The sequence below is a fragment of the Streptomyces sp. NPDC033966 genome (assembly GCF_055575955.1).
Map to the genome: position 1 here is coordinate 202,521 of NZ_JBVIRQ010000006.1, position 24,198 is coordinate 226,718.

General features: G+C 70.7%; 18 protein-coding genes and 1 pseudogene. 2 read left to right on the forward strand and 17 right to left on the reverse strand.

The features are described 5' to 3' along the window. The 13 genes and pseudogenes from ACZ518_RS19130 to folC form a co-directional block, all read right to left on the reverse strand. Positions 1 to 553: pseudogene (locus ACZ518_RS19130) on the reverse strand (hypothetical protein); the annotation flags it as partial. 235 nt (positions 554 to 788) lie between these two features. Further along, positions 789 to 1,568 carry a TIGR03936 family radical SAM-associated protein gene (locus ACZ518_RS19135; protein WP_469114165.1) on the reverse strand — a complete coding sequence of 260 codons (780 nt, stop codon included), beginning with the start codon at positions 1,566 to 1,568 and terminating at the stop codon, positions 789 to 791. A gap of 109 nt (positions 1,569 to 1,677) precedes the next feature. Next, on the reverse strand, positions 1,678 to 2,730 hold the full coding sequence (locus tag ACZ518_RS19140) for a hypothetical protein (RefSeq protein WP_469114166.1): 1,053 nt from the start codon (positions 2,728 to 2,730) through the stop codon (positions 1,678 to 1,680). Positions 2,731 to 2,887: 157 nt separating this feature from the next. Next, the gene (locus tag ACZ518_RS19145; protein WP_469114167.1) at positions 2,888 to 4,813 is read right to left on the reverse strand and encodes a TIGR03960 family B12-binding radical SAM protein; all 1,926 of its coding nucleotides are present in this window, start codon (positions 4,811 to 4,813) and stop codon (positions 2,888 to 2,890) included. A 127-nt stretch (positions 4,814 to 4,940) separates the two neighbouring features. Beyond that, entirely contained in the window at positions 4,941 to 6,467 is a 1,527-nt protein-coding gene (locus ACZ518_RS19150; protein WP_469114168.1) for a CYTH and CHAD domain-containing protein, read from the reverse strand. Positions 6,468 to 6,580: 113 nt separating this feature from the next. After that, positions 6,581 to 7,780, reverse strand: a complete 1,200-nt coding sequence (gene rodA / locus ACZ518_RS19155; RefSeq protein WP_469114448.1) for a rod shape-determining protein RodA — start codon at positions 7,778 to 7,780, stop codon at positions 6,581 to 6,583. A 9-nt stretch (positions 7,781 to 7,789) separates the two neighbouring features. Next, positions 7,790 to 9,952 carry a penicillin-binding protein 2 gene (gene mrdA, locus ACZ518_RS19160; protein ID WP_469114169.1) on the reverse strand — a complete coding sequence of 721 codons (2,163 nt, stop codon included), beginning with the start codon at positions 9,950 to 9,952 and terminating at the stop codon, positions 7,790 to 7,792. Between the two features lie 16 nt (positions 9,953 to 9,968). Beyond that, positions 9,969 to 10,664 (reverse strand): rod shape-determining protein MreD, encoded by a 696-nt coding sequence (gene mreD, locus ACZ518_RS19165; RefSeq protein WP_469114170.1) that lies wholly within the window; start codon positions 10,662 to 10,664, stop codon positions 9,969 to 9,971. Positions 10,665 to 10,667: 3 nt separating this feature from the next. Beyond that, positions 10,668 to 11,618, reverse strand: a complete 951-nt coding sequence (mreC, locus tag ACZ518_RS19170) for a rod shape-determining protein MreC (RefSeq protein ID WP_469114171.1) — start codon at positions 11,616 to 11,618, stop codon at positions 10,668 to 10,670. A 167-nt stretch (positions 11,619 to 11,785) separates the two neighbouring features. After that, entirely contained in the window at positions 11,786 to 12,805 is a 1,020-nt protein-coding gene (locus tag ACZ518_RS19175) for a rod shape-determining protein (RefSeq protein WP_030008578.1), read from the reverse strand. Positions 12,806 to 13,121: 316 nt separating this feature from the next. After that, positions 13,122 to 13,532: a nucleoside-diphosphate kinase gene (gene ndk, locus ACZ518_RS19180; protein ID WP_405980701.1), complete on the reverse strand. Its 411-nt coding sequence runs from the start codon at positions 13,530 to 13,532 to the stop codon at positions 13,122 to 13,124. Positions 13,533 to 13,596: 64 nt separating this feature from the next. After that, a complete protein-coding gene (locus tag ACZ518_RS19185; protein ID WP_469114172.1) occupies positions 13,597 to 13,956 on the reverse strand; it encodes a DUF4233 domain-containing protein in 360 nt (119 codons plus the stop codon). Between the two features lie 7 nt (positions 13,957 to 13,963). Further along, a complete protein-coding gene (folC, locus tag ACZ518_RS19190; protein WP_469114173.1) occupies positions 13,964 to 15,490 on the reverse strand; it encodes a bifunctional tetrahydrofolate synthase/dihydrofolate synthase in 1,527 nt (508 codons plus the stop codon). Positions 15,491 to 15,607: 117 nt separating this feature from the next. On the opposite strand from folC, the gene ACZ518_RS19195 reads away from it, so the two are divergent. Then, positions 15,608 to 16,657 carry a rod shape-determining protein gene (locus tag ACZ518_RS19195; RefSeq protein WP_469114174.1) on the forward strand — a complete coding sequence of 350 codons (1,050 nt, stop codon included), beginning with the start codon at positions 15,608 to 15,610 and terminating at the stop codon, positions 16,655 to 16,657. Between the two features lie 21 nt (positions 16,658 to 16,678). Here ACZ518_RS19195 and ACZ518_RS19200 read toward each other — a convergent pair whose 3' ends face one another. Both ACZ518_RS19200 and ACZ518_RS19205 read right to left on the reverse strand, forming a co-directional pair. After that, positions 16,679 to 17,827 (reverse strand): sensor histidine kinase, encoded by a 1,149-nt coding sequence (locus ACZ518_RS19200; protein WP_469114175.1) that lies wholly within the window; start codon positions 17,825 to 17,827, stop codon positions 16,679 to 16,681. Positions 17,828 to 18,040: 213 nt separating this feature from the next. Continuing rightward, positions 18,041 to 20,662 carry a valine--tRNA ligase gene (locus tag ACZ518_RS19205; RefSeq protein WP_469114176.1) on the reverse strand — a complete coding sequence of 874 codons (2,622 nt, stop codon included), beginning with the start codon at positions 20,660 to 20,662 and terminating at the stop codon, positions 18,041 to 18,043. Between the two features lie 299 nt (positions 20,663 to 20,961). Between ACZ518_RS19205 and ACZ518_RS19210 the strand changes: the two genes are divergently transcribed. Continuing rightward, entirely contained in the window at positions 20,962 to 21,969 is a 1,008-nt protein-coding gene (locus ACZ518_RS19210; protein WP_469114177.1) for a hypothetical protein, read from the forward strand. A gap of 81 nt (positions 21,970 to 22,050) precedes the next feature. Here the strand turns inward: ACZ518_RS19210 and clpX are convergent, their stop codons facing one another. Both clpX and ACZ518_RS19220 read right to left on the reverse strand, forming a co-directional pair. Next, positions 22,051 to 23,337 carry an ATP-dependent Clp protease ATP-binding subunit ClpX gene (gene clpX / locus ACZ518_RS19215; RefSeq protein ID WP_007264060.1) on the reverse strand — a complete coding sequence of 429 codons (1,287 nt, stop codon included), beginning with the start codon at positions 23,335 to 23,337 and terminating at the stop codon, positions 22,051 to 22,053. Positions 23,338 to 23,491: 154 nt separating this feature from the next. Then, positions 23,492 to 24,145 (reverse strand): ATP-dependent Clp protease proteolytic subunit, encoded by a 654-nt coding sequence (locus ACZ518_RS19220; protein ID WP_469114449.1) that lies wholly within the window; start codon positions 24,143 to 24,145, stop codon positions 23,492 to 23,494. Between the last annotated feature and the right edge of the window lie 53 nt (positions 24,146 to 24,198).

Consider the following 24,198-nt stretch of genomic DNA (forward strand, 5'->3'; position numbering starts at 1 on the left):
CCGGAGCCTCCTCCACGGCCGGCGCCGGAGCGGGCGCGGCCTCCACCACGACCTCGGCGGCCTCGGCCACAGCGGCCGGAGCGGCGACGGCACGGGTCGCGCGACGACGGGCACGCGGCGCGGAAGCGGCCGGAGCCTCCTCCTCCACCACGGGAGCCGGAGCGGCCTCGACAGCGGCCTCGGCGGCCGGCGCGGCAACGGCACGGGTGGCACGGCGACGGGCACGCGGCGCCGGAGCGGCCGGAGCCTCCTCCACGGCCGGCGCCGGAGCGGGCGCGGCCTCCACCACGACCTCGGCGGCCTCGGCCACAGCGGCCGGAGCGGCGACGGCACGGGTGGCGCGACGACGGGCACGCGGCGCCGGAGCGCCCGGAGCCTCCTCCACGGCCGGCGCCGGAGCGGGCGCGGCCTCTACGGGCGCCTCGGCGGCGGCGACGCCGCCGGGCGGGCCGGCCGGCCGGGAAGCCGCGCGGCGACGCCTGCGCGGAGGCAGGTTGTCGCTGGGGCTGCCACTGTCGGCGGCGGGGGTGTTCTCGTTTTCGTTGTTGAGCATGCGGGCGGTTCTCCCGTCACGCTCCCGGGCGCCGCGGCTGACATCCGGTCCGGCACGGCTCCGCGCGATGGGGCGCGGAACCGGCCTCCGGGGCGCGTTCGCCACACGGGAGCTGTAGTCCATGGCCGCCGGTTCCGTACGTCTTGTCCGTACGGCCTGGCGGAAGTCTTCAGGTCAGTGCGCTGCCCGACCCAGGTGGCTCCCGAGTTCCAGGGCGGCGCGACGACGACGGTCCTTACGCGGCGGGACCTTCCGGCGCCTTCGCGTCGGCGTTCACGGCGGCCGTGGGTGGGGCGGCCGTGACAGCCTCGCGGTCGGGCGCGAGCGGGTCGGTCACCGTGCCGGACTCCTCGTCGAAGAGCCCCTGCGCCAGCCTGGTCACCGCTGCGGGGACCGGCGGCGCCAGGTCGGCCACAGCTTGGAGACCGGACAGGACGTCGTCGGGTCGCACGGCAGGTGTCAAATGCCGAACAACCAGCCGCAGTATCGCACAGGCATTGTCCAGCGGCCTATCAGCCTGGGCAGGAAGGGCTTCGAGACTGACGACGGCGCCGCGGGTGTCGAAGGTCCGCATGCCGTTCTTGGTCCGGCGCTGCACCTCGACCGCCTCGGCGGCGAGGAAGACCTCCACCGCCCGCGCGGCGTCGGCGGGCTCCACGCCCTCCAGGCGCAGCTCCCAGACGGAGGCCGTCAGACGGTCCGCGAGCCCGGAGGTCCGGGCCTCGACGGCATCGATGATGTCGAGGCCGACCGGCATGGACTCGTCGAGCAGCTCGCGGAGCTTCTCGGGGTCACGGGTCTGGGCGAGGCCGATCTCCAGGTACTCGGCCTCGCTGCCGGTCCCGGTGGGAGCGGCGTTCGCGTACGAGACGCGGGGGTGCGGTGTGAAGCCCGCCGAGTACGCCATGGGCACCTCGGCGCGGCGCAGGGCGCGCTCGAACGCGCGCTGGAAGTCTCGGTGGCTGGTGAACCGGAGGCGGCCACGCTTGGTGTAGCGCAGTCGGATGCGCTGCACCACCGGTGCGGGAGGCGGGCCTTCGGGCTGTCGCTTGCCCAGTGGTTCTTCTCCTTGTGCGGGGCGGCGCGGCTCGCGCGCCGCCCAGAGGTCTGTCGACCCGTCCGGCTCACCCCCGCCGTTCGGGTGGGGAGATCTCGGGAGCGGGTGCCGCGTCGGCGGCTGTCGTACTACCCAGAGTACGCGCCCGTGACCTCGACGGTTCCCCCGGCGGCCCTCCGAACAGCGCGCGACGCACCTCGGCCCGCGCCTCGCGCACCGCGGCGCGGGAGGTACGCCACACCTCGCGCACGGCGTGCCCGACGGGTGTGGCCACCTGCCGGTACACCCACGCGGCGGGCCGGGCGACGCAGGCGAGCCACAGCAGGCGCAGCCCGCGGCCGAGGGCGCGGGTGATGCGGCCGGCGATGTGCCAGGCCCCGACGAGGAGCGCCCCGAGCGGCAGGAGCAGGTACCGCCACAGCAGGGAGAGCGGCAGCAGCACCACGTACCGCCCCACCCAGACGAGCCCGTACCCGACCGGCACCACCGTGTGCCGCCACACCCAGACCAGCCCGTACCCGACCGGCACCACCGTGTGCCGCCACACCCAGACGAGACCCTGCCCGACCGGCACGACCACGTACCGCCACAGGCCGACCCAGGGCCACACGAACACGAGCATGCACAGCCCGCGCACCAGCCACCGCAGCCCGTGCCCGACGGGCGTCAGCACCTCCCGGTACAGCCACCCCGTCGGCACCACCACCAGGTGCCGCAGCACCCGGGCGGTCCCGGTCCAGAGGGGCACCAGCACGTACCGCCCGAAGGCCACGCACAGCCAGGCCGTGCCCAGCCCGAGGGGCCGCAGTACATACCTGTAGCCCACTCCGCCGACGGGCACGACGACGTAGCGCCACAGCCCGGCCCAGGGCCAATAGAAGACCCCGAGCAGCAGCGGCCGGAGCAGGTACCGCCACAACCGCTCCAGAACCCACCCGGCGGCGTTCCCGAGCGGCGCCAGCACGTGCCGCCGCGCGGCCCGCGCCGCCACCACGAGCAGGTCCCACAGGGCCCGCACCGGCAGCACCACCAGCACGGCGACGACCTTCACGGGCACCCGGACCACCCCGGTCAGACACCCTTCCCCACCAGGCGCGGCCTGTGCCTTCTCCATCTGCATGCCGCTAAGGACACCAGAACCCCGGTTTCCGTTGCGCCGGGGCCCAGGCCGGTCAGTGCGTACTGAGCGGCCGATCGAGCGCACCGCCCGAACGAATGTGCCCCCACCGTCAGAGACGGTGGGGGCACATCACGCAAGGCTCAGCCGGTGGCCGAGGTCACTTCACGACGGACAGCGGCAGCAGCTTCTGGCCCGTCGGTCCGATCTGAATGCTGGTCTGCATCTGAGGACACACGCCGCAGTCGAAGCACGGGGTCCAGCGGCAGTCCTCGACCTCGGTCTCGTCGAGGGCGTCCTGCCAGTCCTCCCAGAGCCAGTCCTTGTCCAGGCCCGAGTCCAGGTGGTCCCAGGGCAGGACCTCCTCGTACGTGCGCTCGCGGGTCGTGTACCAGGCCACGTCCACGCCGTACGCCGGCAGGGTCTTCTCCGCCGCCTGCATCCAGCGGTCGTACGAGAAGTGCTCGCGCCAGCCGTCGAAGCGGCCGCCGGACTCGTAGACCGCGCGGATGACGTCGCCGATGCGGCGGTCACCGCGCGAGAGCAGGCCCTCGACGATGCCCGGCTTGCCGTCGTGGTAGCGGAAGCCGATGGAGCGGCCGTACTTCTTGTCGCCGCGGATCTTGTCGCGGAGCTTGCCGAGGCGGGCGTCCGTCTCCTCGGCCGAGAGCTGCGGGGCCCACTGGAAGGGGGTGTGCGGCTTCGGGACGAACCCGCCGATCGACACCGTGCAGCGGATGTCGTTCTGGCCGGAGACCTCGCGACCCTTGGCGATGACGTTGACCGCCATGTCGCCGATCTGGAGGACGTCCTCGTCGGTCTCGGTCGGCAGGCCGCACATGAAGTACAGCTTCACCTGGCGCCAGCCGTTGCCGTACGCGGTGGCGACGGTACGGATCAGGTCCTCTTCCGAGACCATCTTGTTGATGACCTTGCGCATGCGCTCGGAGCCGCCCTCGGGGGCGAAGGTCAGACCGGAACGGCGGCCGTTGCGGGTCAGCTCGTTCGCCAGGTCCACGTTGAACGCGTCCACGCGGGTGGAGGGCAGCGACAGGCCGACCTTGTCGTCGCTGTAGCGGTCCGCGAGGCCCTTGGCGATGTCGGCGATCTCCGTGTGGTCCGCGGAGGACAGGGAGAGAAGGCCGACCTCCTCGAAGCCCGTCGCCTTGAGGCCCTTCTCGACCATTTCGCCGATGCCGGTGATGCTTCGCTCCCGCACGGGGCGCGTGATCATGCCGGCCTGGCAGAAACGGCATCCGCGGGTGCAGCCGCGGAAGATCTCCACGGACATGCGCTCGTGGACGGTCTCGGCGAGCGGGACCAGGGGCTGCTTGGGGTAGGGCCACTCGTCGAGGTCCATGACGGTGTGCTTGGAGACGCGCCACGGAACGCCGGAGCGGTTCGGGACGACGCGGCCGATGCGGCCGTCCTCCAGGTACTCCACGTCGTAGAAGCCCGGCACGTAGACGTTGCCGGTCTTCGCGAGGCGCAGCAGGACCTCTTCGCGTCCGCCCGGGCGGCCCTCGGCCTTCCAGGTGCGGATGATCTCGGTCATGTCGAGGACGGCCTGCTCGCCGTCGCCGATGACCGCGCAGTCGATGAACTCCGCGATCGGCTCGGGGTTGAAGGCCGCGTGGCCGCCCGCGAGGACGATGGGGTGGTCGACCGTACGGTTCTTCGCCTCCAGCGGGATGCCCGCGAGGTCCAGCGCCGTGAGCATGTTGGTGTAGCCCAGCTCGGTGGAGAAGGACAGGCCGAACACGTCGAAGGCGGAGACGGGGCGGTGGCTGTCGACGGTGAACTGGGGCACCTGGTGCTCGCGCATCAGGGCTTCCAGGTCCGGCCACACCGAGTACGTGCGCTCGGCGAGGACGCCCTCGCGCTCGTTGAGCACCTCGTAGAGGATCATGACGCCCTGGTTGGGCAGGCCCACCTCGTAGGCGTCCGGGTACATGAGCGCCCAGCGGACGTCGCACGCGTCCCAGTCCTTGACGGTGGAGTTCAGCTCACCGCCGACGTACTGGATCGGCTTCTGAACGTGCGGAAGCAGGGCCTCGAGCTGAGGAAAGACTGACTCGGCGGGCATAGCAACCTTCGTGAGCAGGCAGGGGGGCGACTATCAAGCGTAACCCGCTCGGAGCCGCCCCCCGAATCCCCGCGGTCCGCGGGGGATCCGAGGCGCTCGGCCGTACAACGATGCGGCTGTCCCGCGGTCACACCTTCAGGGCGGCCCGCAGCCCGGGGTCGGCGGCCTTCGCCCAGGTGGCCGGGAGGTCGCGTTCGCTGCGTTCCGCCCGCGCCTCCTCGCGGCCGTGGAGCAGGCCCCAGGTGAAGGAGGGTTCGCCGGCGCCGTGGGCCTGGTGGGCCAGGTCGCGCAGGGCGGTGCGGGCGACCACGCTGTCCTGGTGCTCGCCGAGCAGGTTCTGGACGGCCTTCATGGCCTTGGCGAACTTCCTGGCGGGTTTCCCGAGGGCGGCTTCGGCGGCCTCTCCGGCGTAGCGGGCTCGTTTGGCGGCCTTGCGGGCCTGGTGCAGCGCGTGGTCGGTCTGCTCCCCCGGGTCCAGGGAGAGGGCGTGGTCCACGCGGGAGGCGAGCCTGCCGTAGTCGCGGAGCAGGGCCTTCGGGAGGGCCTTGCCGGCGGGTTTCCCGGCGCCGGGCAGCAGCGGCGGGTCGGTGAGCAGGCCTTCCAGGGTGTCGAGGAGGGCGAGGTGGCGCGGGCTGTCGAGGGCGCCGAGGGCGCGGCGGCGCGACGCGGAGCGGCGGGTGGTGTTCCAGGTGCGCAGGCGTTTGCGGACGGGTCCGGCGAGGAGGGGGCGGGGGAGGTCGGCGACGGCGGTCCGGAAGTGTTCGTGGAGGACTTCCCGGTCTCGGTCGACGCCGAGTTCCGTGCCGAGCCAGCGCAGTTCTTCGCCGATGGGGTCGGTGACCTGCCGGTCGAGGACCTTGCGGTAGGTCTTGAAGGCGCTGCGCAGGCGGCGGGAGGCCACGCGCATCTGGTGGACGGAGTCGGGCTGGTCGCGCCGCACGGCGGGGTCGTAGGTGATCAGGGCGTCGACCTGCTCGCGCAGGTACGCCAGGACGTGCGCGCCGGCGGTTCCCTCGGCGGCCGGGTCGGGCCCGGGGCGGGCAGGGGGTTCGTTGCCGGTCTCGGCGAGGGCGCGGGCGAGTTTGGAGGGGGCGTCGGAGACCTTGAGTCCGGCCTTCTTGAAGACCTTCTCCACGGCGTCGAGGAGGCCGGGGTCGGTGCCGTCGGCGAGTTCGACCTCGACCTCGGTCCAGGTGGCGGTGGCGTCCTCGTGTTCGGCGGTGACCGCGTCGGTGCTGAGTTCGGCGAGGAGGGCGCCGTCGGCGTCGAGGAGGTGGCTGATCCGGCGGGAGGAGAGCAGCCGGACCTGGGGCTGGAGGCGGGCGTCGCGGACGCGGGAGCGGACGAGGGCGGCGAGCGGGCCGGGCACGGTGTCCCCGAGGGCGGCGGTGACCTCGTCGCGGACGCCGGGGGCGACGGGGAGTTTGAGGTGCCAGCCGGCGTCGTGGCCGCCGGTGCGGCGGCGCAGGGTGAGGCCGTCGGCGGCGAGCCGCTGGTCGGGGGTGTCGTAGTAGACGGCGTCGAGGTCGGCGACGCCCCGGTCGACCACGGCGGCGATGCCTGCCGTGCCGGTGAGGTCGGGGACTCCGCGTCGCTCCGCCTTGGGCTTCGTGAACTCGAATTTCCGCTCGATTTCACGCTTCGTGTCCGCCATGGATCGAATCTAGTCCTGAACGCTGCACGGCGTACGGGTCGGCCGCGGATTCGGCCGGGTTCGGTCCGGCTCCGGCCCCCGGTGCCGCCGCCTCGGCGGCACCGGGGCCGGGGTTACGCCGACAGGGGACGTTGGACCTTGATCGACTGGAGTAGTCCGATGGCCACCCAGACGGCGAACATCGACGATCCTCCGTAGGAGACGAAGGGCAGGGGCAGGCCGGCCACGGGCATGATGCCGAGGTTCATCCCGATGTTCTCGAAGGCCTGGAAGGCGAACCAGGCGATGATTCCGGCGGCCACGATGGTGCCGTACAGCTCGGTGGTGGCGCGGGCGATCATGCAGGCGCGCCACAGGACGACGCCGAGGAGGCCGAGGATCAGGATGCCGCCGACGAAGCCGAGCTCCTCGCCCGCGACGGTGAAGACGAAGTCGGTCTGCTGTTCGGGGACGAACTGTCCGGTGGTCTGCGGGCCCTTGAACAGGCCGGAGCCGGTCAGGCCGCCGCCGCCGATGGCGATGCGGGCCTGGTTGGTGTTGTAGCCGGCGCCGGAGGGGTCGAGCTCGGGGTTGGCGAAGGCGGCGAAGCGGTTGATCTGGTACTGGTCGAGGACGCCCAGCTGCCAGATGAGGATGGCTCCGGCCGTGCCGGTGCCGATCAGGCCGAGCACCCATCGGTTGGAGGCGCCGGAGGCCAGCAGCACGCCGAGCACGATGACGACCATCACCATGACGGATCCGAGGTCGGGCATCAGCATGACGATGCCCATGGGCGCGGCGGCCAGGCACAGGGCCTTGACCACGGTGCGGTGTTCGGGATGTTCGAGGTCGCCGGCGTCGACCCGGGCCGCCAGCAGCATCGCGGTCACCAGGATGATCGTGACCTTCACGAACTCCGAGGGCTGGAGCGAGAAGCCGCCGCCGATGACGATCCAGGCGTGGGCGCCGTTGATGGTGGCGCCGAGCGGGGTGAGCACGGCCGTGACGAGGACGAGCGAGAGGCCGTAGAGGACCGGGACGGCGCCGCGCAGGTTGCGGTGGCCGAGGAGGACCGTCCCGATCATCAGTACGAGGCCGATGCCGGTGTTGAGCAGGTGGCGCCAGAGGAAGTACTGCGGGTCGCCCTGGTTGAGGGTGTCCCGGTGGCGGGTCGCGGACCAGACGAGCAGGGCGCCGATGAGGGACAGGGCGAGCGCCGACAGCAGTATCGGCCAGTCGAGCCGGCGCAGGACCGAGTCGCGGGCCGTCAGCCGGGCGAGCGTGCCCTTCTGGGGTGCGTACCGGGATACGGAGAAGTTGTTGGCGGTCTGCATCATCACGTCTCAGTCATGCCGCAGGGGCGGTGGGCCGGCGAGCGCGGGCGGCGCCAGCTCCTCCGGGGACGGGGGCACGTACGGCTTGATCTCGGGGGAGTCGATGGTGCCGTCGGGGTGGACGGTGGGCAGCTGCGCCTGCGGCTTGGGCAGGAGGGCCTTGCCGGTCTCCTTGCCGTCCATGGTGAGCCCGTACATCGCGTTGTAGATGTTGCGGACGGCGGGGCCGGAGGCGCCGGAGCCGGTGCCGCCCTGGGAGATCGTCATCACGATGGTGAAGTCGTCGGTGTAGGTGGCGAGCCACGAGGTGGTCTGCTTGCCGTAGACCTGGGCGGTGCCGGTCTTGGCGCGCAGCGGGATCTTGTCCAGGGGCCAGCCGATGAACCGCCAGGCGGCGGTGCCGCCGGGTTCGACGACCATGCGCAGGCCCTTGTCGAGGTCGGCGATGGTCTTGGCGTCGATGGGGAGCTTGCCGTGGGCCTGGGGCTTGATCTCCTCGGCCTTGCCCTGGGGGCTGATCACGGCCTTGCCGACGGTGGGGTTGTAGAGGGTGCCGCCGTTGCTGATGGCGGCGTAGGCGGTGGCCATCTGGATGGGGGTGACGAGGACGTCGCCCTGGCCGATGGCGAAGTTGATGCTGTCGTAGGCCTTGAGCTGGTTGCCTTCGAGGCAGCTCTCGTAGGCGATCTGCTCGACGTAAGTGCCGCCCTTCTTGCCCTGCTTGCACCAGGAGTCCTTGTTGGCCTCCCAGAAGCTCTGCTTCCAGTGGCGGTCGGGGATGCGGCCGGTGACCTCGTTGGGCAGGTCGATGTGGGTCTCGGAGCCGAGTCCGAACTCGCGGGCGGTCTTGTAGAACCAGTCGTGGGGGCTCTTGGGTTCGAGGCCGCCGTCGCGCTGCCATTCCTTGTGGCCGAGCGCGTAGAAGACGGTGTTGCAGGAGAACTTGAGGGCTTCGCCGAGGGTGATGGGGCCGTGGCCCTTGGACTCGAAGTTCGCGAAGCTGCGGCCGCCCATGTTGTAGGAGGCGCTGCAGTTGTACTTGTCGTCGAAGGCGTAGCCGGCGCGGACGGCGGCGCTGGCGGAGACCACCTTGAAGATGGAGCCGGCGGGGGCCTGGCCCTGGATGGCGCGGTTGAGCAGGGGGTAGTTGGAGTCCTTGCTGGTGAACTTCGCGTAGTCCTGGCCGGAGATCCCGCCGACCCAGACGTTGGGGTCGTAGTCGGGCTGGGAGGCCATGGCGACGACGCGGCCGGTCTTGGTCTCCATGACGACGACGGCCCCGGAGTCGGCCTCGTACTTGCGGCCGGTGATGTTGTCGGTCTCGTTGCGGACGACCTTCATCGCCTCGGCGAGCTCGAACTCGGCGACGGCCTGGACGCGGGCGTCGATGCTGGTGACGAGGGTGGATCCGGCGATGCCGGGGTCGGACTTGGTCTCGCCCATGACCCGGCCGAGGTTGTCGACCTCGTACGAGGTGACCTGGGCCTTGCCGCGCAGCTCCTTGTCGTACGTGCGCTCGATGCCGGAGCGGCCGACCTGGTCGGAGCGCAGGTGCGGCGAGTCGGTGTCCTTGGCCTTCTGGATCTCGTCGTCGGTGACGGGCGAGAGGTAGCCGAGGACCTGCGCGGCGCGGCCCCCGCCGACCGCCGGGTAGCGGCGTACGGCGGTGGGTTCGGCGGTGATGCCGGGGAAGTCCTCGGGGCGTTCGCGGATCTGGAGGGCCTGCTGGGTGGTGGCCTCCATGGTGACCGGGATCGGCTGGTAGGGGGAGCCGTTCCAGCAGGGCTTGGGGGTCTGGGAGTCGCAGAGCCGGATCTTGTCCATGACGTCCTGCGGCTTCATGTCGAGCACCCCGGCGAGGCGGGTCAGGACGGCCTTGCCCCGGTCCTTTATCCGCATCAGCTCGGTGCGGGACGCGGAGACGACGAGACGGGTCTCGTTGTCGGCGAGGGGGACGCCGCGGGCGTCGAGGATGTCGCCGCGCACGGCGGGCTGCACCACGCGCTGGACGTGGTTGCTGCGGGCCTCGTCGGCGTACTCGTGGCCGTTGCGGATCTGGAGGTACCAGAGGCGGCCGCCGAGGGTGAAGAGCAGGGAGAAGACGAGGATCTGGATGATGACGAGCCGGATCTGCACCCGGGGGGTGCGGCCGGTCTCGGGAATGTTGGTCATGCCTGGTGCTCCCCCGTCACAGCTTCTTGACGTTCTTCACGCCTTTGACGCCCTTTATCCGGCCGGCCCGGTTGGCGCGGCCGCGGGCCGTGCGCAGTCTCAGGCCGCCGCGCTGGCTGCCGATCCTGAGGCCGGTGCCGCCGGCGAGCCAGCCGGTGGACACGTCGGCTCCCTGCGGCGGGCCGCCGTTGGCTTCGACGGCCATGGGGTCGTTCTCGGCGCGGCGGGCCAGGGCCATGATCCACGGCACGGTGAAGGGGGCGAGCAGGAGGTCGTAGAGGACTGCGGTGAACAGCAGGCCGCCGAGGCCCACGTGGCGTTCGGCGGTGTCGCCGACCAGGGCGCCGACCCCGACGTAGAGCATGATCGAGCCGGCGGCGGCGGCGAGGACGGTGAGCATGGGGCCCCAGGCGGAGCGGAACCGGCCGTTGTCGGGGCGGGCCAGGCCCACGAGGTAGCCGATGATGCACAGGACCAGGGCGTAGCGGCCGGCCGCGTGGTCGGCGGGCGGGGCCAGGTCGGCGAGGAGTCCGGCGCCGAAGCCGAGGAGGGCGCCGGAGGTGGACCCGTACACCAGGGACAGGGCGACGACCGTGAGCAGCATCAGGTCGGGGACGGCGCCGGGGAGCTGGAGCCTTCCCAGGATGGTGACCTGGATGACGAGGGCGACCACGACGAGGGTGACGGAGAGCAGGATCCGGTTGAAGCGCATGGCTCAGCGTTCCTCCTCGTCCGCGGGCCGGCCGGAGACGCCCGGGGTGGGCGTGACCGTGACGGTGACCGTGGGTGTGGGCTTGGGGGGTTCGGGCTTGGGGGGCAGGACGGCGTCGCGGGGGTCGTCGCGGGGCGGCATGACGACCACGCCGACGATGTCGAGGCGGGAGAAGCCGACGAAGGGGCGGACGTGGATGGTGCGGGTGAGTCCGCCGTTGGAGGGGTCGACGCGGACGACCTCGCCGAGCGGGACGCCGGGCACGAAGGGCTTGTTGGCGCGGGAGCCGAAGGTGACCAGGCGGTCGCCGGGGCTGACCCTGGCGCGGCCGTTGAGCATCTGGACGGACAGGGGGCGGTCGCCCTGTCCGGTGGCGAAGCCGAGTTCGCCGCTCTGCTCCAGTCGGGTGCCGACGGTGAAGTCGGGGTCGTTGGCGAGGAGCACGGTGGAGGTGTCGGGGCCGACGGTGGTGACGCGGCCGACGAGTCCGTCGCCGTTGAGGACGGTCATGTCGCGTTCGATGCCGTCCTTGCTGCCGGCGTCGATGGTGACGGTCCAGGAGAAGCCCTGGGCCGCTCCTATGGCGATGACCTCGGCGCCCTTGATGCCGTACTGTCCGGCGCCGGCCCGCTTGAGCATCTCGTCGAGTTCGCGGATGCGGCTCTTGGCGCGTTCGTCGCTGCCCATCCTGGTCTTCAGGAGGGTGTTCTCGCGCTCCAGCCGGGTGATGCGGTTGTGGCGCTCGTCGGAGTCGCGTACGGCCCCTATGGCGTTGGCGACCGGGTCCACGGCGGTCGCGACGCCCTTCTCGACCGGGCCGAAGACCGCTGCGGCGGCCTTGCGGGCACCGTCGACCGGTGACTCCTCGCCCGCTCTGATGTCCACCGTGATCAATGCGAACGCGATGGCGATCAGCAGCACCAGGAGCAGCCGGCTCTCTCGTGTGTCCCTCACGTGCGGCGGCCGTGCCTTCCTCGTAGAAAACCCGTGCGGCGGAGCCGCTCCGGCGGAGCCGGGGCTGCACCGGACTGTGCCTGTATATCAACGATCCGCCGCACGGGCGCGGTAGCACCCGTACGGCGGATCCTTGTGTTCCGCATGCCCCGTTGGAGGGGGTTTGATCACCGCCGGGGCTGGGCGTCCAGGACCTGCTGGAGGGCTTCGAACTCCTCGACGCACTTGCCGGAGCCGAGGGCCACGGAGTCGAGGGGGTCCTCGGCGATGTGGATCGGCATGCCCGTCTCGCGGCGCAGCCGCTCGTCGAGGCCGCGCAGGAGGGCGCCGCCGCCGGTGAGGACGATGCCGCGGTCCATGATGTCGCCGGAGAGCTCCGGCGGGCACTTGTCGAGGGTGGTCTTGACGGCGTCGACGATGGAGTTGACCGGCTCCTCGATGGCCTTGCGCACCTCGGCGGCGGAGATGACGACGGTCTTCGGGAGGCCGGAGACCAGGTCGCGGCCGCGGATCTCGGTGTGCTCGTCCTTGTCGAGGTCGTACGCCGAACCGATGGTGATCTTGATCTGCTCGGCGGTGCGCTCGCCGAGGAGGAGCGAGTACTCCTTCTTGATGTGCTGGATGATCGCGTTGTCCAGCTCGTCACCGGCCACCCGGATGGACTGTGCCGTGACGATTCCGCCGAGGGAGATGACGGCGACCTCGGTGGTGCCGCCGCCGATGTCCACGACCATGTTGCCGGTGGCCTCGTGGACGGGCAGGCCCGAGCCGATGGCGGCGGCCATGGGCTCCTCGATGATGTGCACCTGACGGGCGCCGGCCTGCGTGGACGCCTCGATGACGGCGCGCCGCTCCACTCCGGTGATGCCGGAGGGCACGCAGACCACGACGCGCGGGCGCGCCAGGTAGCGACGCTTGTGGATCTTGAGGATGAAGTACCGGAGCATGCGCTCGGTGATCTCGAAGTCGGCGATCACGCCGTCCTTGAGGGGCCGTACGGCGACGATGTTGCCGGGCGTGCGCCCGATCATCTTCTTCGCCTCCGAGCCGACCGCCAGGATTCCACCGGTGTTCGTGTTGATGGCGACCACGGACGGCTCGTTCAGGACGATTCCCCGGCCCCTCACGTACACCAGCGTGTTGGCGGTCCCGAGGTCGATCGCCATGTCACGGCCGATGAACGACATGTTGTTCCCCTTGTTCCCCATGAGGAGCGTCTGGCCTTCCAGTTGATAGCGGCTGCTGTCAGGTCGGCGAGGTGGGTGTGTGGGTGGAGGCCCCATCGTAGTGCCGCGAGTACCGGTACCGCGCGACGGGACTCCGGCGATGGCGCCGGACGGGCAACCCGCCCCCTTAGTGGTGACGTCGTGTCCTTGCCATGCGTTCCCGGATGGTTCCGGCAATACCGAAGGGCGACCGAAATTACTTCGGTCGCCCCAGGTCATGAGCGCTATTTGGCTGATGTCTCGTCAGGAAAGCGCGTTCGGAAATGCTCCGCTACGCTCAGAGAGCCGGGAAGAAGAGCTTCAGCTCGCGCTCCGCGGACTCCTCGGAATCCGAGGCGTGGATCAGGTTCTCGCGCACGATGGTGCCGAAGTCCCCCCGGATGGAGCCGGGCGCCGCGGCGATCGGGTCGGTGGGTCCGGCCAGCTGGCGGACGCCCTCGATCGCGCGTTCCCCTTCCACGACCAGGACGACGACGGGACCGCTCGCCATGAAGCCCATCAGGGGCTCGTAGAAGGGCTTGCCCTTGTGCTCACCGTAGTGCGCCTCCAGGGTCTCCGCGTCCAGCGTGCGCAGCTCCAGCGCGGGGATGGTCCAGCCGGCCTTCCGCTCGATGCGGCCGATGATCTCGCCGACCAGCCCGCGACGGACGGCGTCGGGCTTGAGGATGACGAGCGTGCGCTGGGTCATGTGATGGCTCCTTGCGGCAAACGGGTGCGGTGCGACGAATCTACAGGGCCGAAACGGTGAACCGTCACGCAGCGTCAGGAGCGGCGGCTTCCGCCTGACGGGCCGCCCAGCTGGCCTTGATCGCGTCGATCTTGCGGCCGTAGTGCACCGAGCACCACCACAGGCCCGCGAAGACCGCGCCCAGGAAGAACATCATCGGGACCACGAAGCCGCTCGCGATCAGTCCGACCTGCAGCGCCCAGCCGATCTGCACCGCGCCGGGACGCGACAGCATCCCGCACAGCAGCACCGACACCAGCATCGTCACACCGCAGACCGTCCACACCTGGGCCTGGGTCAGGTCCGGGTTCTTCATGGCCACCAGGCCCGCGAAGCCGACGATGAAGAATTCACCGATCAGCGTGCTCGCGCAGAGCGTGCGCATCGATCCCTCAGCCCTTCTTGAACAGCAGGCGGGCCTCGCCCACCGTGATCACGGAACCGGTCACCAGGACGCCGGCCCCTCCGTATTCGGCCTCTTCCTCCGCAAGGGTGACGGCCGCCTCCAGGGCGTCGTCCAGGCGGGGCTCCACCTGCACCCGGTCCGGGCCGAAGACCTCGACCGCGATCGCCGCAAGCTCGTCGGCGCCCATGGCCCGGTGGCTGGTGTTCTCGGTGACCACGACCTCCGCGAAGATCGGCTCGAAGGCCTCGAAGACGCCCTTGACGTCCTTGCCCTCGCTCGCGGCCACGACACCGATCAGCCGGCTGAACCCGAAGGCCTCGGTGACCGCCTCCGCGGTGACCCGTGCCCCCGCCGGGTTGTGCGCGGCGTCCAGGATCACCGTCGGGCTGCGGCGCACGACCTCCATGCGGCCCGGAGAGGTCACCGAGGCGAACGCCTGCCGCACCGTGTCCGCGTCCAGCTCCCGCGCGTGCTCCCCGCCGACGCCGAAGAAGGCCTCGACGGCCGCCAGCGCGACGGCCGCGTTGTGCGCCATGTGGGCGCCGTACAGCGGCAGGAAGATGCCTTCGTACTCGCCGCCCATCCCGCGCAGGGTCAGCATCTGGCCGCCGACCGCCACCTCGCGGGAGACGACGCCGAACTCCATGCCCTCGCGGGCCACCGTCGCGTCGACCTCGACGGCCTTCTTCAGCAGCACCTGCGCCGCGTCCACCGGCTGCTGCGCCAGGATCACGGTGGCGCCCTGCTTGATGACGCCGCCCTTCTCCTGGGCGATCTCGCCGGGCGTGGAGCCGAGCCGGTCCGTGTGGTCCAGGCTGATCGGGGTGATCACCGCGACCGTCCCGTCGATCACGTTGGTGGCGTCCCAGCTGCCGCCCATGCCGACCTCGACGACGGCGACGTCGACCGGCGCGTCCGCGAAGGCCGCGTACGCCATGCCGGTGAGCACCTCGAAGAACGACAGCCGGTACTCCTCGGCCGCGTCGACCATCTCCACGTACGGCTTCACGTCGTGGTAGGTCTCGACGAAGCGCTCGGCGCTGATCGGCGCCCCGTCCAGGCTGATCCGCTCGGTCACCGACTGCACGTGCGGGCTGGTGTAGCGGCCCGTGCGCAGGTCGAAGGCGTTCAGCAGGGCCTCGATCATGCGGGCCGTGCTGGTCTTGCCGTTGGTGCCGGTGACGTGGATGGACGGGTACGCGTGCTGCGGCTCGCCCAGTACGTCCATCAGCGCGGCGATCCGGCTGACGGACGGCTCCAGCTTGGTCTCGCCCCAGCGGGTGGCGAGCTCCTGCTCCACCTCCAGCAGCGCCTTCGCCACCTCCGGGTCCTCGGGGCGGGCCGGCACGGGGTCGCCCGAGGGCGGACCGGCCTGGGCGCGCAGGGTACGGCTGCCGGCCTCGATCACCGCCAGGTCGGGGTCGCGGTCGGACTGTTCCGCCACGATCTGGTCGAACTCGTCGAAGGGACGGTCGCGGTCACGGTCGTGGCTCTCGGGCTGCTGCTCACTCACGGGTCCAGTCTACGGACGGGGCCCCGCAGGACTTTCGGCCCGGCCGCTTCAGGACCTTCGGCCGCGAAAGCGACCTGATCGTTATGCAAGCCTTGCGGGCAGGAGATAGGGGAACAAATGCCGCAGGCCAGCACCACCACGACCGCTTCCAGCCGCGACATAGGGATAGACCTGGGGACCGCGAACACCCTCGTCTACGCCCGCGGCCACGGGATCGTCCTCAATGAGCCGTCCGTGGTGGCGGTCAAGGCCGGCACCACCACCGCCCTGGCCGTCGGGACCGAGGCCAAGGAGACCATCGGCCGCACCCCGGGCTCCATCACCGCCATCCGCCCCCTCAAGGACGGGGTGATCTGCGACTACGAGGCCGCCGAGGAGATGATCCGGCACTTCGTGCGCAAGGCGGTGCCCGGCCGCCGCCCCCGCACCCGGATGGTGGTCTGCGTGCCGTCCGGCGTGACCCCCGTCGAGCGGCGGGCCATCATCCACGCCTCCACCCGGGCCGGCGCCAGGACCGTCCACCTCATCGAGGAGCCGATGGCCGCCGCGATCGGCGCCGGCCTGCCGGTGTCCGAAGCGCGCGGCTCCATGGTGGTGGACATCGGCGGCGGCACCTCGGAGGTCGCCGTCATCTCCCTCGGCGGGATCGTCACCTCGCAGTCCCTGCGGGTCGGCGGGGACCGGCTGGACGCCGCCATCACGGACTACGTGCGCAAGGAGCACGCACTGCTCATCGGCGAGCGCACCGCCGAGGACGTCAAGGTCGCCATCGGCTCCGCCTGGCCCGTCCCGGACCGGCCGGAGCTGGAGACCCGGACCTTCACCGTGCGCGGCCGCGAGAAGGTCGGCGGCATGCCCAAGACCCTGGAGCTGACCGCGCCCGACGTCCGGGCCGCCCTCGACGAGCCCGTCGAGGCGATCATCGCCGCCGTCCGCACCACCCTGGAGGACTGCCCGCCCGAGCTCTCCGGCGACGTCATGGAGCACGGCATCGTCCTCACCGGCGGCGGCGCCCTGCTGCCCGGCCTGGACCTGCGCATCGCCTCGGCCACCGGCATCCCGGTCTTCGTCGCGGACGCCCCGCTGGACTGCGTGGCCCTCGGCTCCGGCCGCTGCGTCGAGGACCTCGACACCCTGAACGGCCTGCTCGCCCCCGCGAAGGCCTGACCGGGGGCACCGGCGGCCCGGTCAGCCGCGCGGCAGCACCGCCACCACCTCGTACGAGTCCGGCGTCCGCGTCGCCGTCAGGGTGCCCCCCAGGCTGCGGACCCGCTCGGCCATGCTCGCCGTGCCCGAGCCCGCCGAGACCGGGGCCCGGCCCGGGGCGCCGCCCGGCAGGCCGTTGCTGACGGCGATCCGCACGTGCGGGCCGTCCGTCCGGACCGACACCTCGATGGTCTCGCCGCGCGCGTGCTTGGCCGCGTTGGTCAGGCACTCCTGCACCACCCGGTACACCGCCGCCTGCCGCAGCGGCGACAGCGCGTGCGCCTGCTGGTCCATCGCCAGCCGGACCGGCGAACCGGCCCGCCCGCTCTCCTCCGCCAGCGCCGCCAGCCCGTCGACACCGGGCGTGGCGGCCCGCTCCCCGCGCTGCACGATGATCTCGTTGAGCACCAGGTGCGCCCTCCGGGCGGTGTCGGACAGCTCCTCGAAGTCCTTCGCGTACGGGGTGTCGCGCGCCCGCATCGACAGCACCTCCGAGCGCACCGTCAGCAGGGTCAGCTCCCGCCCCACGAAGTCGTGGACGTCCCGGGCGACGGAGGTCCGCTCCTCCTGCACGGCGTTCAGCACCGCCGACTCGGCCCGCCCGGCCTCCAGCTCGCGCACCAGGTCGTGCCGGTATGCGGCGATCCCGACGGCCGAGGCGAGCACCCCGATGGGCACCACCAGGCCGAGGAAGGCGCTGAGCGTCGCGGCCTTCGGCTCGGGCCAGCCCGGCACGCAGAACACCGAGACCGCGAAGGCCAGGTACCCGAGGGTGGCCAGGACGGCGGCGCGCCGGCCCCGGTAGCGGCCGACGGAGTACAGCGCGAACTGGATCAGGGTCAGCTCGTGCAGCCAGCCGAGGAACAGCAGGGCGGTGAGGTACGCCGCCCACGGCATCCGGCGCCGCAGCAGCAGCGTCGAGCAGCCCACGGTGAGCACGACGGCGGCCCCGGCCCCGCTGAGGGAGTTGTCGGCGGCGGCCAGCCCGGGCAGGTCCAGCGCCATCAGGGCCAGGCAGCTCAGTGCCGCGAGGACGTCCTGCGCCCGCGGGGAGGCGCCCCGGCCCTCGGCCGGCCGGAGGCCCGAGGCCACGAGCCGGTGGAACGCCGACAGGGCGGGCTTGACGTGCATCTCCCCATCATCCGTGGTCCGCGCCCGGGATCGGATCGGCGGGTGGGACATATCAAGTGATATGCGGCACTCCGCTTGTCTCGTGGCAGCGGTCGCCGCGCTCGTCGTGACCCGCTTCGGGACCGGTCTCCTCTGAGCCCGCGCGAAGGCCCCCGCACCGTCCGGAGACGGTACGGGGGCCTTCGTACGTCGTACGCGGCTACGCGGACGCGGCTACGCGGCGGGCAGACCGGCCAGCTGCGCCTGGATCCGGGCGATGTCCGTCTCGGCCTTGGCGAGACGGCCCTTGATCTTGTCCACGACGTTGTCGGGGGCCTTGGCGATGAACGCCTCGTTCCCCAGCTTCGCCTCGGCCTGCTGCTTCTCCTTCTCGGCGGCGCCCAGGTCCTTCGTCAGGCGCTTGCGCTCGGCCTCGACGTCGATGGTGCCCGACAGGTCGAGGGCGACCGTCGCGCCGGCGACCGGGAGGGTCGCGGAGGCGCTGAAGGCGTCGCCCTCCGGCTGGAGGCGCAGCACCTGGCGGATGGCCGCCTCGTGCGCGGCGAGCGCCGTACCGGACAGGTCGAGGCGGGCCGGAACCTTCTGCTTGTCGTCGAGGCCCTGCTCCTTGCGGAAGCGGCGGACCTCACGGACGAGGTTCTGGACGTTGTCGATCTCGGTCTCGGCGGCCTCGTCGCGGAAGCCACTGTCCTTGGGCCAGTCGGCGATGACGAGGGACTCGCCGCCGGTCAGCGTGGTCCACAGGGTCTCGGTGACGAACGGGACCACCGGGTGCAGCAGCCGCAGCATGACGTCGATGACCTCGCCGAGGACCCGGCTGGAGACCTTCGCCTGCTCGCCGCCCGCGAAGAAGGTCGTCTTCGACAGCTCGACGTACCAGTCGAAGACCTCGTCCCACGCGAAGTGGTAGAGCGACTCGCTGAGCTTGGAGAACTGGAAGTCCTCGTAGTAGCCGTCGACCTGCGCGACCGTCTTGTTCAGGCGGGACAGGATCCAGCGGTCGGTGGCCGACAGCTGCTCGGCCGGCGGCAGCTCGCCCTCGATCGTGGCGCCGTTCATCAGCGCGAAGCGCGTGGCGTTCCAGATCTTGTTGGCGAACTTGCTGGAGGCCTGGACCCAGTCCTCGCCGATCGGCACGTCGGTGCCGGGGTTGGCGCCCTTGGCCAGGGTGAAGCGGACGGCGTCGGAGCCGTACTTGTCCATCCAGTCGAGCGGGTCGACGACGTTGCCGAAGGACTTCGACATCTTCTTGCCGCGCTCGTCGCGGACCAGGCCGGTCAGCGCGATCGTCTTGAAGGGGACCTCGCCGTCCATGGCGTACAGGCCGAACATCATCATCCGGGCGACCCAGAAGAAGATGATGTCGTGGCCGGTGACCAGGACGTCGGTGGAGTAGAACTTCGCCAGGTCCGGGGTCTTCTCCGGCCAGCCCAGCGTGGAGAACGGCCACAGGCCGGAGGAGAACCAGGTGTCCAGGACGTCGGTGTCCTGGGTCCAGCCCTCGCCCGTGGGGGCTTCCTCGTCGGGGCCGACGCAGACGACCTCGCCGTCGGGGCCGTACCAGACCGGGATGCGGTGGCCCCACCACAGCTGGCGCGAGATGCACCAGTCGTTGAGGTTGTCGACCCAGTCGAAGTACCGCTTCTCCATCTCCTTCGGGTGGATCTTGACCCGGTCGTCGCGGACCGCGTCGCCCGCGGCCTTGGCGAGGGTCTCGACCTTGACCCACCACTGGAGGGACAGGCGGGGCTCGACGGTCGTGCTGCAGCGCGAGCAGTGTCCGACGGAGTGCAGGTAGGGGCGCTTCTCCGCGACGATCCGGCCCTGCTGGCGCAGCGCGCCGACGACCGCGGAGCGGGCCTCGAACCGGTCCAGGCCGAGGAAGGGGCCGTGGACGGTGATGACGCCGTGCTCGTCCATGATCGTCATGTTGGGCAGGTTGTGGCGCTGCCCGATGGCGAAGTCGTTCGGGTCGTGCGCCGGGGTCACCTTGACGCAGCCGGTGCCGAACTCGGGGTCGACGTGCGTGTCCGCGACGACCGGGATGGAACGGTCGGTGAGCGGCAGCTTGATGAGCTTGCCGACCAGGTGCTTGTAGCGCTCGTCGTCGGGGTGGACGGCGATGGCCGTGTCACCGAGCATCGTCTCGGCGCGGGTGGTGGCGACGACGAGGGTGTCCTCGCCCTCCCCGTACGTGATGGAGACGAGCTCGCCCGCGTCCTCCTGGTACTCCACCTCGATGTCGGAGATGGCCGTCAGACAGCGGGGGCACCAGTTGATGATGCGCTCGGCGCGGTAGATCAGCTCGTCGTCGTAGAGCTTCTTGAAGATGGTCTGGACGGCCTTCGAGAGGCCCTCGTCCATGGTGAAGCGCTCACGGCTCCAGTCGACGCCGTCGCCGAGGCGGCGCATCTGGCCGAGGATCTTGCCGCCGTACTCTTCCTTCCACTGCCAGACGCGCTCGACGAACTCCTCGCGGCCCAGGTCGTGGCGGGACTTGCCCTCCTCGGCGAGCTGCTGCTCCACCTTGTTCTGGGTGGCGATGCCGGCGTGGTCCATGCCGGGCAGCCACAGGGACTCGAAGCCCTGCATGCGCTTGCGGCGGGTCAGGGCGTCCATGAGGGTGTGCTGGAAGGCGTGGCCCAGGTGGAGCGAGCCGGTGACGTTCGGCGGCGGGATGACGATCGTGTACGCGGGCTTCTCGCTCGCGGCGTCGGCCGTGAAGTAGCCACGCTCTACCCAGCGCTCGTAGAGCTTCCCCTCTACCTCGGCCGGCGCGTACTGGGTCGGCAGTTCGGAGTTGGGGGCACTGGGTGTCTGCGTGTTCTCGGTCACGGGGCACAGGATACGGCGGGTGCCGCCCGCGTCACGAATCCATTCCACCGCGGGCACTCCCGTTGACCTCCCCGGTTCGCGGCCCTTCTCGTCCGGCCCGGGTGACGGTCACCGTCCCCGTCGAGAGCGGCCCGGCCGCGATCGAGGCCCTGGCGGAACGGACCCGTGCCCTGCGGGCCGCGAGGGAAGTACCGGCGCGGTCGTAGTTCGGTAACGGCCGGGACCCCGCCGCCCCCGGCGCCCGGGCCTTCCGCCAGGATGTGTGAAACGGATAAGCAAACCTCACAGGGGGACTCGGGATGAGTTTCAACCAGCCAGGGCCGTACGGCCAGCAGCCGCAGCAGCCCGGTCCCTACGGGCAGCAGCCCCCGCAGCAGCCCCCGAACCCGTACGGCCAGCAGCCGCAGCAGCCCGGCTACGGCTACCCCCAGCAGCCCCCGGCCCCGGCCTACCCGCAGCAGCCTGCGGCTCCCTCGTACCCCCAGCAGCCCGCGGCTCCCTCGTACCCCCAGCAGGGCGGCTACCAGAGCCCGCCGCCCCCGCCGCCGCAGCCGCAGCCGCAGCCGGCGTACGGCTACCAGCAGCCGCAGCAGGCCCCGCAGCCCGCGTACGTCCCCCCGCCGCCGGCGCCCCCGAAGAAGTCCAAGGCCGGCCCGGTCATCGCTGTGGTCGTGGCCGTCGCCGTGATCGCGGGCGGCGCCTGGTGGTTCCTGGGCTCGGGCGGATCGGTCTCCGACGAGACGAAGGGCTACAAGCTGGTCGCCCCGGAGTCGGTGGGCGAGTTCCAGAAGGACCCGAAGTACCAGCCCAAGCAGCTCAGCGACGCGGACAAGCCGCAGATCGAGGCCGCGGGGATCAAGAACCCCACCCAGGTGGGCATGGACTACTTCACCGGCGACCCGAAGAACCCGCTCACGTTGAAGGGCATCAGCTTCACCGGCTACTACGGCGACATCGCCGAGCCCGAGAAGACCGCCGACGGGTACTTCGCCATAGTCCAGCTGAAGCTCACCAAGGACGGCAAGTCGGACGCTCAGCTCGTCGGCAGCCCGAAGGAGATCACGCCCGACGGGTTCGAGGGCGCCGTCATGAAGTGCCAGGAAATCAAGGTCACTTCGAAGGACCCGAACACCAAGGGACCCAAGGAGGCGACGCTCCCGGTGTGCATCTGGGCCGACTACAGCACCCTGGCCACGGTCACCGCCAGTGACGCCGCCGCCCTCCTCGCGAGCAAGCCGGGCTACACCCTGGAGCAGGACGCGGACCTCGCCGCGAAGCTCTACAAGACCGCCCGCGTCAAGAAGTAACCGCACGCCAGGCATACGAGAAGGGGCGCTCCCGGTCGGGAGCGCCCCTTCTCGTATGCCCTTGCTCGTATGCCCTTGCCGCTACGCCGACTTCTCGTGCGGGCCCTGGTCCTTCGGGACGATGCGGGGGACCAGCGTCGGGTTGACGTTGGAGCGGACCACGTCGGCGGTGATGACCACGCGGGCCACGTCCTTGCGGGACGGGACCTCGTACATCACCGACATCAGGACCTCTTCCATGATGGCGCGCAGGCCGCGCGCGCCCGTCTGGCGGAGGATCGCCTGGTCCGCGATGGCTTCGAGGGCCTCGCGCTCGAAGTCCAGCTCGACGCCGTCCAGTTCGAACAGGCGCTGGTACTGCTTCACCAGGGCGTTGCGCGGCTCCACCAGGATCTGGAGGAGCGCCTCGCGGTCCAGGTTGTGCACCGAGGTGATGACGGGCAGGCGGCCGATGAACTCCGGGATCATCCCGAACTTCACCAGGTCCTCCGGCATGACCTCCTGGAACTGGTCGCTCGCCTCGATCTCGCGCTTCGAGCGGATCGTCGCCCCGAAGCCGATGCCCTTGGCGCCCGCACGCGACTCGATGATCTTCTCGAGGCCGGCGAAGGCGCCGCCCACGATGAAGAGCACGTTCGTCGTGTCGATCTGGATGAACTCCTGGTGCGGGTGCTTGCGGCCGCCCTGCGGGGGGACCGAGGCCGTCGTGCCCTCCAGGATCTTGAGGAGGGCCTGCTGCACGCCCTCGCCCGAGACGTCGCGCGTGATCGACGGGTTCTCGCTCTTGCGGGCGACCTTGTCGATCTCGTCGATGTAGATGATCCCGGTCTCGGCCTTCTTGACGTCGTAGTCGGCCGCCTGGATCAGCTTGAGCAGGATGTTCTCGACGTCCTCGCCCACGTACCCCGCCTCCGTCAGCGCCGTCGCGTCGGCGATGGCGAACGGGACGTTGAGCATGCGGGCCAGGGTCTGGGCCAGCAGGGTCTTGCCGGAGCCCGTGGGGCCCAGCAGGAGGATGTTGGACTTCGCGAGCTCGATCGCGTCGTCACGGCCCTGCGCGCCGCCGTTCTCGCCGGCCTGAACGCGCTTGTAGTGGTTGTAGACCGCTACCGAGAGCGCCTTCTTCGCCGGCTCCTGGCCGACGACGTAGCTCTCCAGGAACTCGTAGATCTCACGGGGCTTGGGGAGTTCTTCCCACCGGACCTCGGAGGTCTCCGCGAGTTCCTCTTCGATGATCTCGTTGCAGAGGTCGATGCACTCGTCGCAGATGTACACACCGGGTCCTGCGATGAGCTTCTTCACCTGCTTCTGGCTCTTTCCGCAGAACGAGCACTTGAGCAGGTCGCCGCCGTCACCGATGCGTGCCACGAGGTGCTTCCCCTTCGCCTGGGAGACGCTTTGGTTCAGCGCTCCTGGTGCCTCATATCCGACGGTACCTTGCCGGGGGCCCCGTTCGGGGCCCCCTTGACGCGGTTCACATCGCGGAATCCCGCGGTGCGGCCGCGCCGACTGGCGGCAAGGATCAGACCGCGTTCATCTTGCGGGTCGAGACGATCTGGTCGATCAGCCCGTACGCCAGCGCGTCCTCGGCCGTGAGGATCTTGTCGCGCTCGATGTCCTCGCGGATCTTCTCGATCGGCGTGGACGAGTGCTTGGCCAGCATGCTCTCCAGCTGGTCGCGCATGCGCAGGATCTCGTTGGCCGCGATCTCCAGGTCCGAGAGCTGCTCGCGCCCGGTGCCACCGGAGGGCTGGTGGATCAGCACGCGGGCGTTCGGGAGGGCCATGCGCTTGCCGGGGGTACCGGCGGCGAGCAGGACCGCGGCGGCGGAGGCCGCCTGGCCCATGCAGACCGTCTGGATGTCCGGCTTCACGAACTGCATCGTGTCGTAGATGGCCGTCAGCGCGGTGAAGGAGCCGCCGGGGCTGTTGATGTAGATCGAGATGTCGCGGTCCGGGTCCATCGACTCCAGGCACAGCAGCTGCGCCATGACGTCGTTGGCCGAGGCGTCGTCGATCTGCACACCGAGGAAGATCACGCGCTCCTCGAAGAGCTTCGCGTACGGGTCGTACTCGCGCACGCCCTGCGAGGTGCGCTCGACGAAGCGCGGGATGACGTAGCGGTTGTCGACCTGGGGGCCGGAGTAGAGGCCGCTCGCGGAGAAGTTGTTCTGCATCTGGGTGTTCACCGTCCTGGTGGCGTTCTGCGGGCTGTGGGTGCCTGGCACGG

Excerpts from the sequence above, each read along its gene's own strand:
- ACZ518_RS19140 (WP_469114166.1), bottom strand. The coding sequence starts at position 2,730 with ATGCAGATGGAGAAGGCACAGGCCGCGCCTGGTGGGGAAGGGTGTCTG.
- ACZ518_RS19145 (WP_469114167.1), bottom strand. The coding sequence starts at position 4,813 with ATGCCCGCCGAGTCAGTCTTTCCTCAGCTCGAGGCCCTGCTTCCGCAC.
- ACZ518_RS19150 (WP_469114168.1), bottom strand. The coding sequence starts at position 6,467 with ATGGCGGACACGAAGCGTGAAATCGAGCGGAAATTCGAGTTCACGAAG.
- rodA (WP_469114448.1), bottom strand. The coding sequence starts at position 7,780 with ATGCAGACCGCCAACAACTTCTCCGTATCCCGGTACGCACCCCAGAAG.
- mrdA (WP_469114169.1), bottom strand. The coding sequence starts at position 9,952 with ATGACCAACATTCCCGAGACCGGCCGCACCCCCCGGGTGCAGATCCGG.
- mreD (WP_469114170.1), bottom strand. The coding sequence starts at position 10,664 with ATGCGCTTCAACCGGATCCTGCTCTCCGTCACCCTCGTCGTGGTCGCC.
- ACZ518_RS19175 (WP_030008578.1), bottom strand. The coding sequence starts at position 12,805 with ATGTCGTTCATCGGCCGTGACATGGCGATCGACCTCGGGACCGCCAAC.
- ndk (WP_405980701.1), bottom strand. The coding sequence starts at position 13,532 with ATGACCCAGCGCACGCTCGTCATCCTCAAGCCCGACGCCGTCCGTCGC.
- ACZ518_RS19185 (WP_469114172.1), bottom strand. The coding sequence starts at position 13,956 with ATGCGCACGCTCTGCGCGAGCACGCTGATCGGTGAATTCTTCATCGTC.
- ACZ518_RS19195 (WP_469114174.1), top strand. The coding sequence starts at position 15,608 with ATGCCGCAGGCCAGCACCACCACGACCGCTTCCAGCCGCGACATAGGG.
- ACZ518_RS19200 (WP_469114175.1), bottom strand. The coding sequence starts at position 17,827 with ATGCACGTCAAGCCCGCCCTGTCGGCGTTCCACCGGCTCGTGGCCTCG.
- ACZ518_RS19210 (WP_469114177.1), top strand. The coding sequence starts at position 20,962 with ATGAGTTTCAACCAGCCAGGGCCGTACGGCCAGCAGCCGCAGCAGCCC.
- ACZ518_RS19220 (WP_469114449.1), bottom strand. The coding sequence starts at position 24,145 with ATGCAGAACAACTTCTCCGCGAGCGGCCTCTACTCCGGCCCCCAGGTC.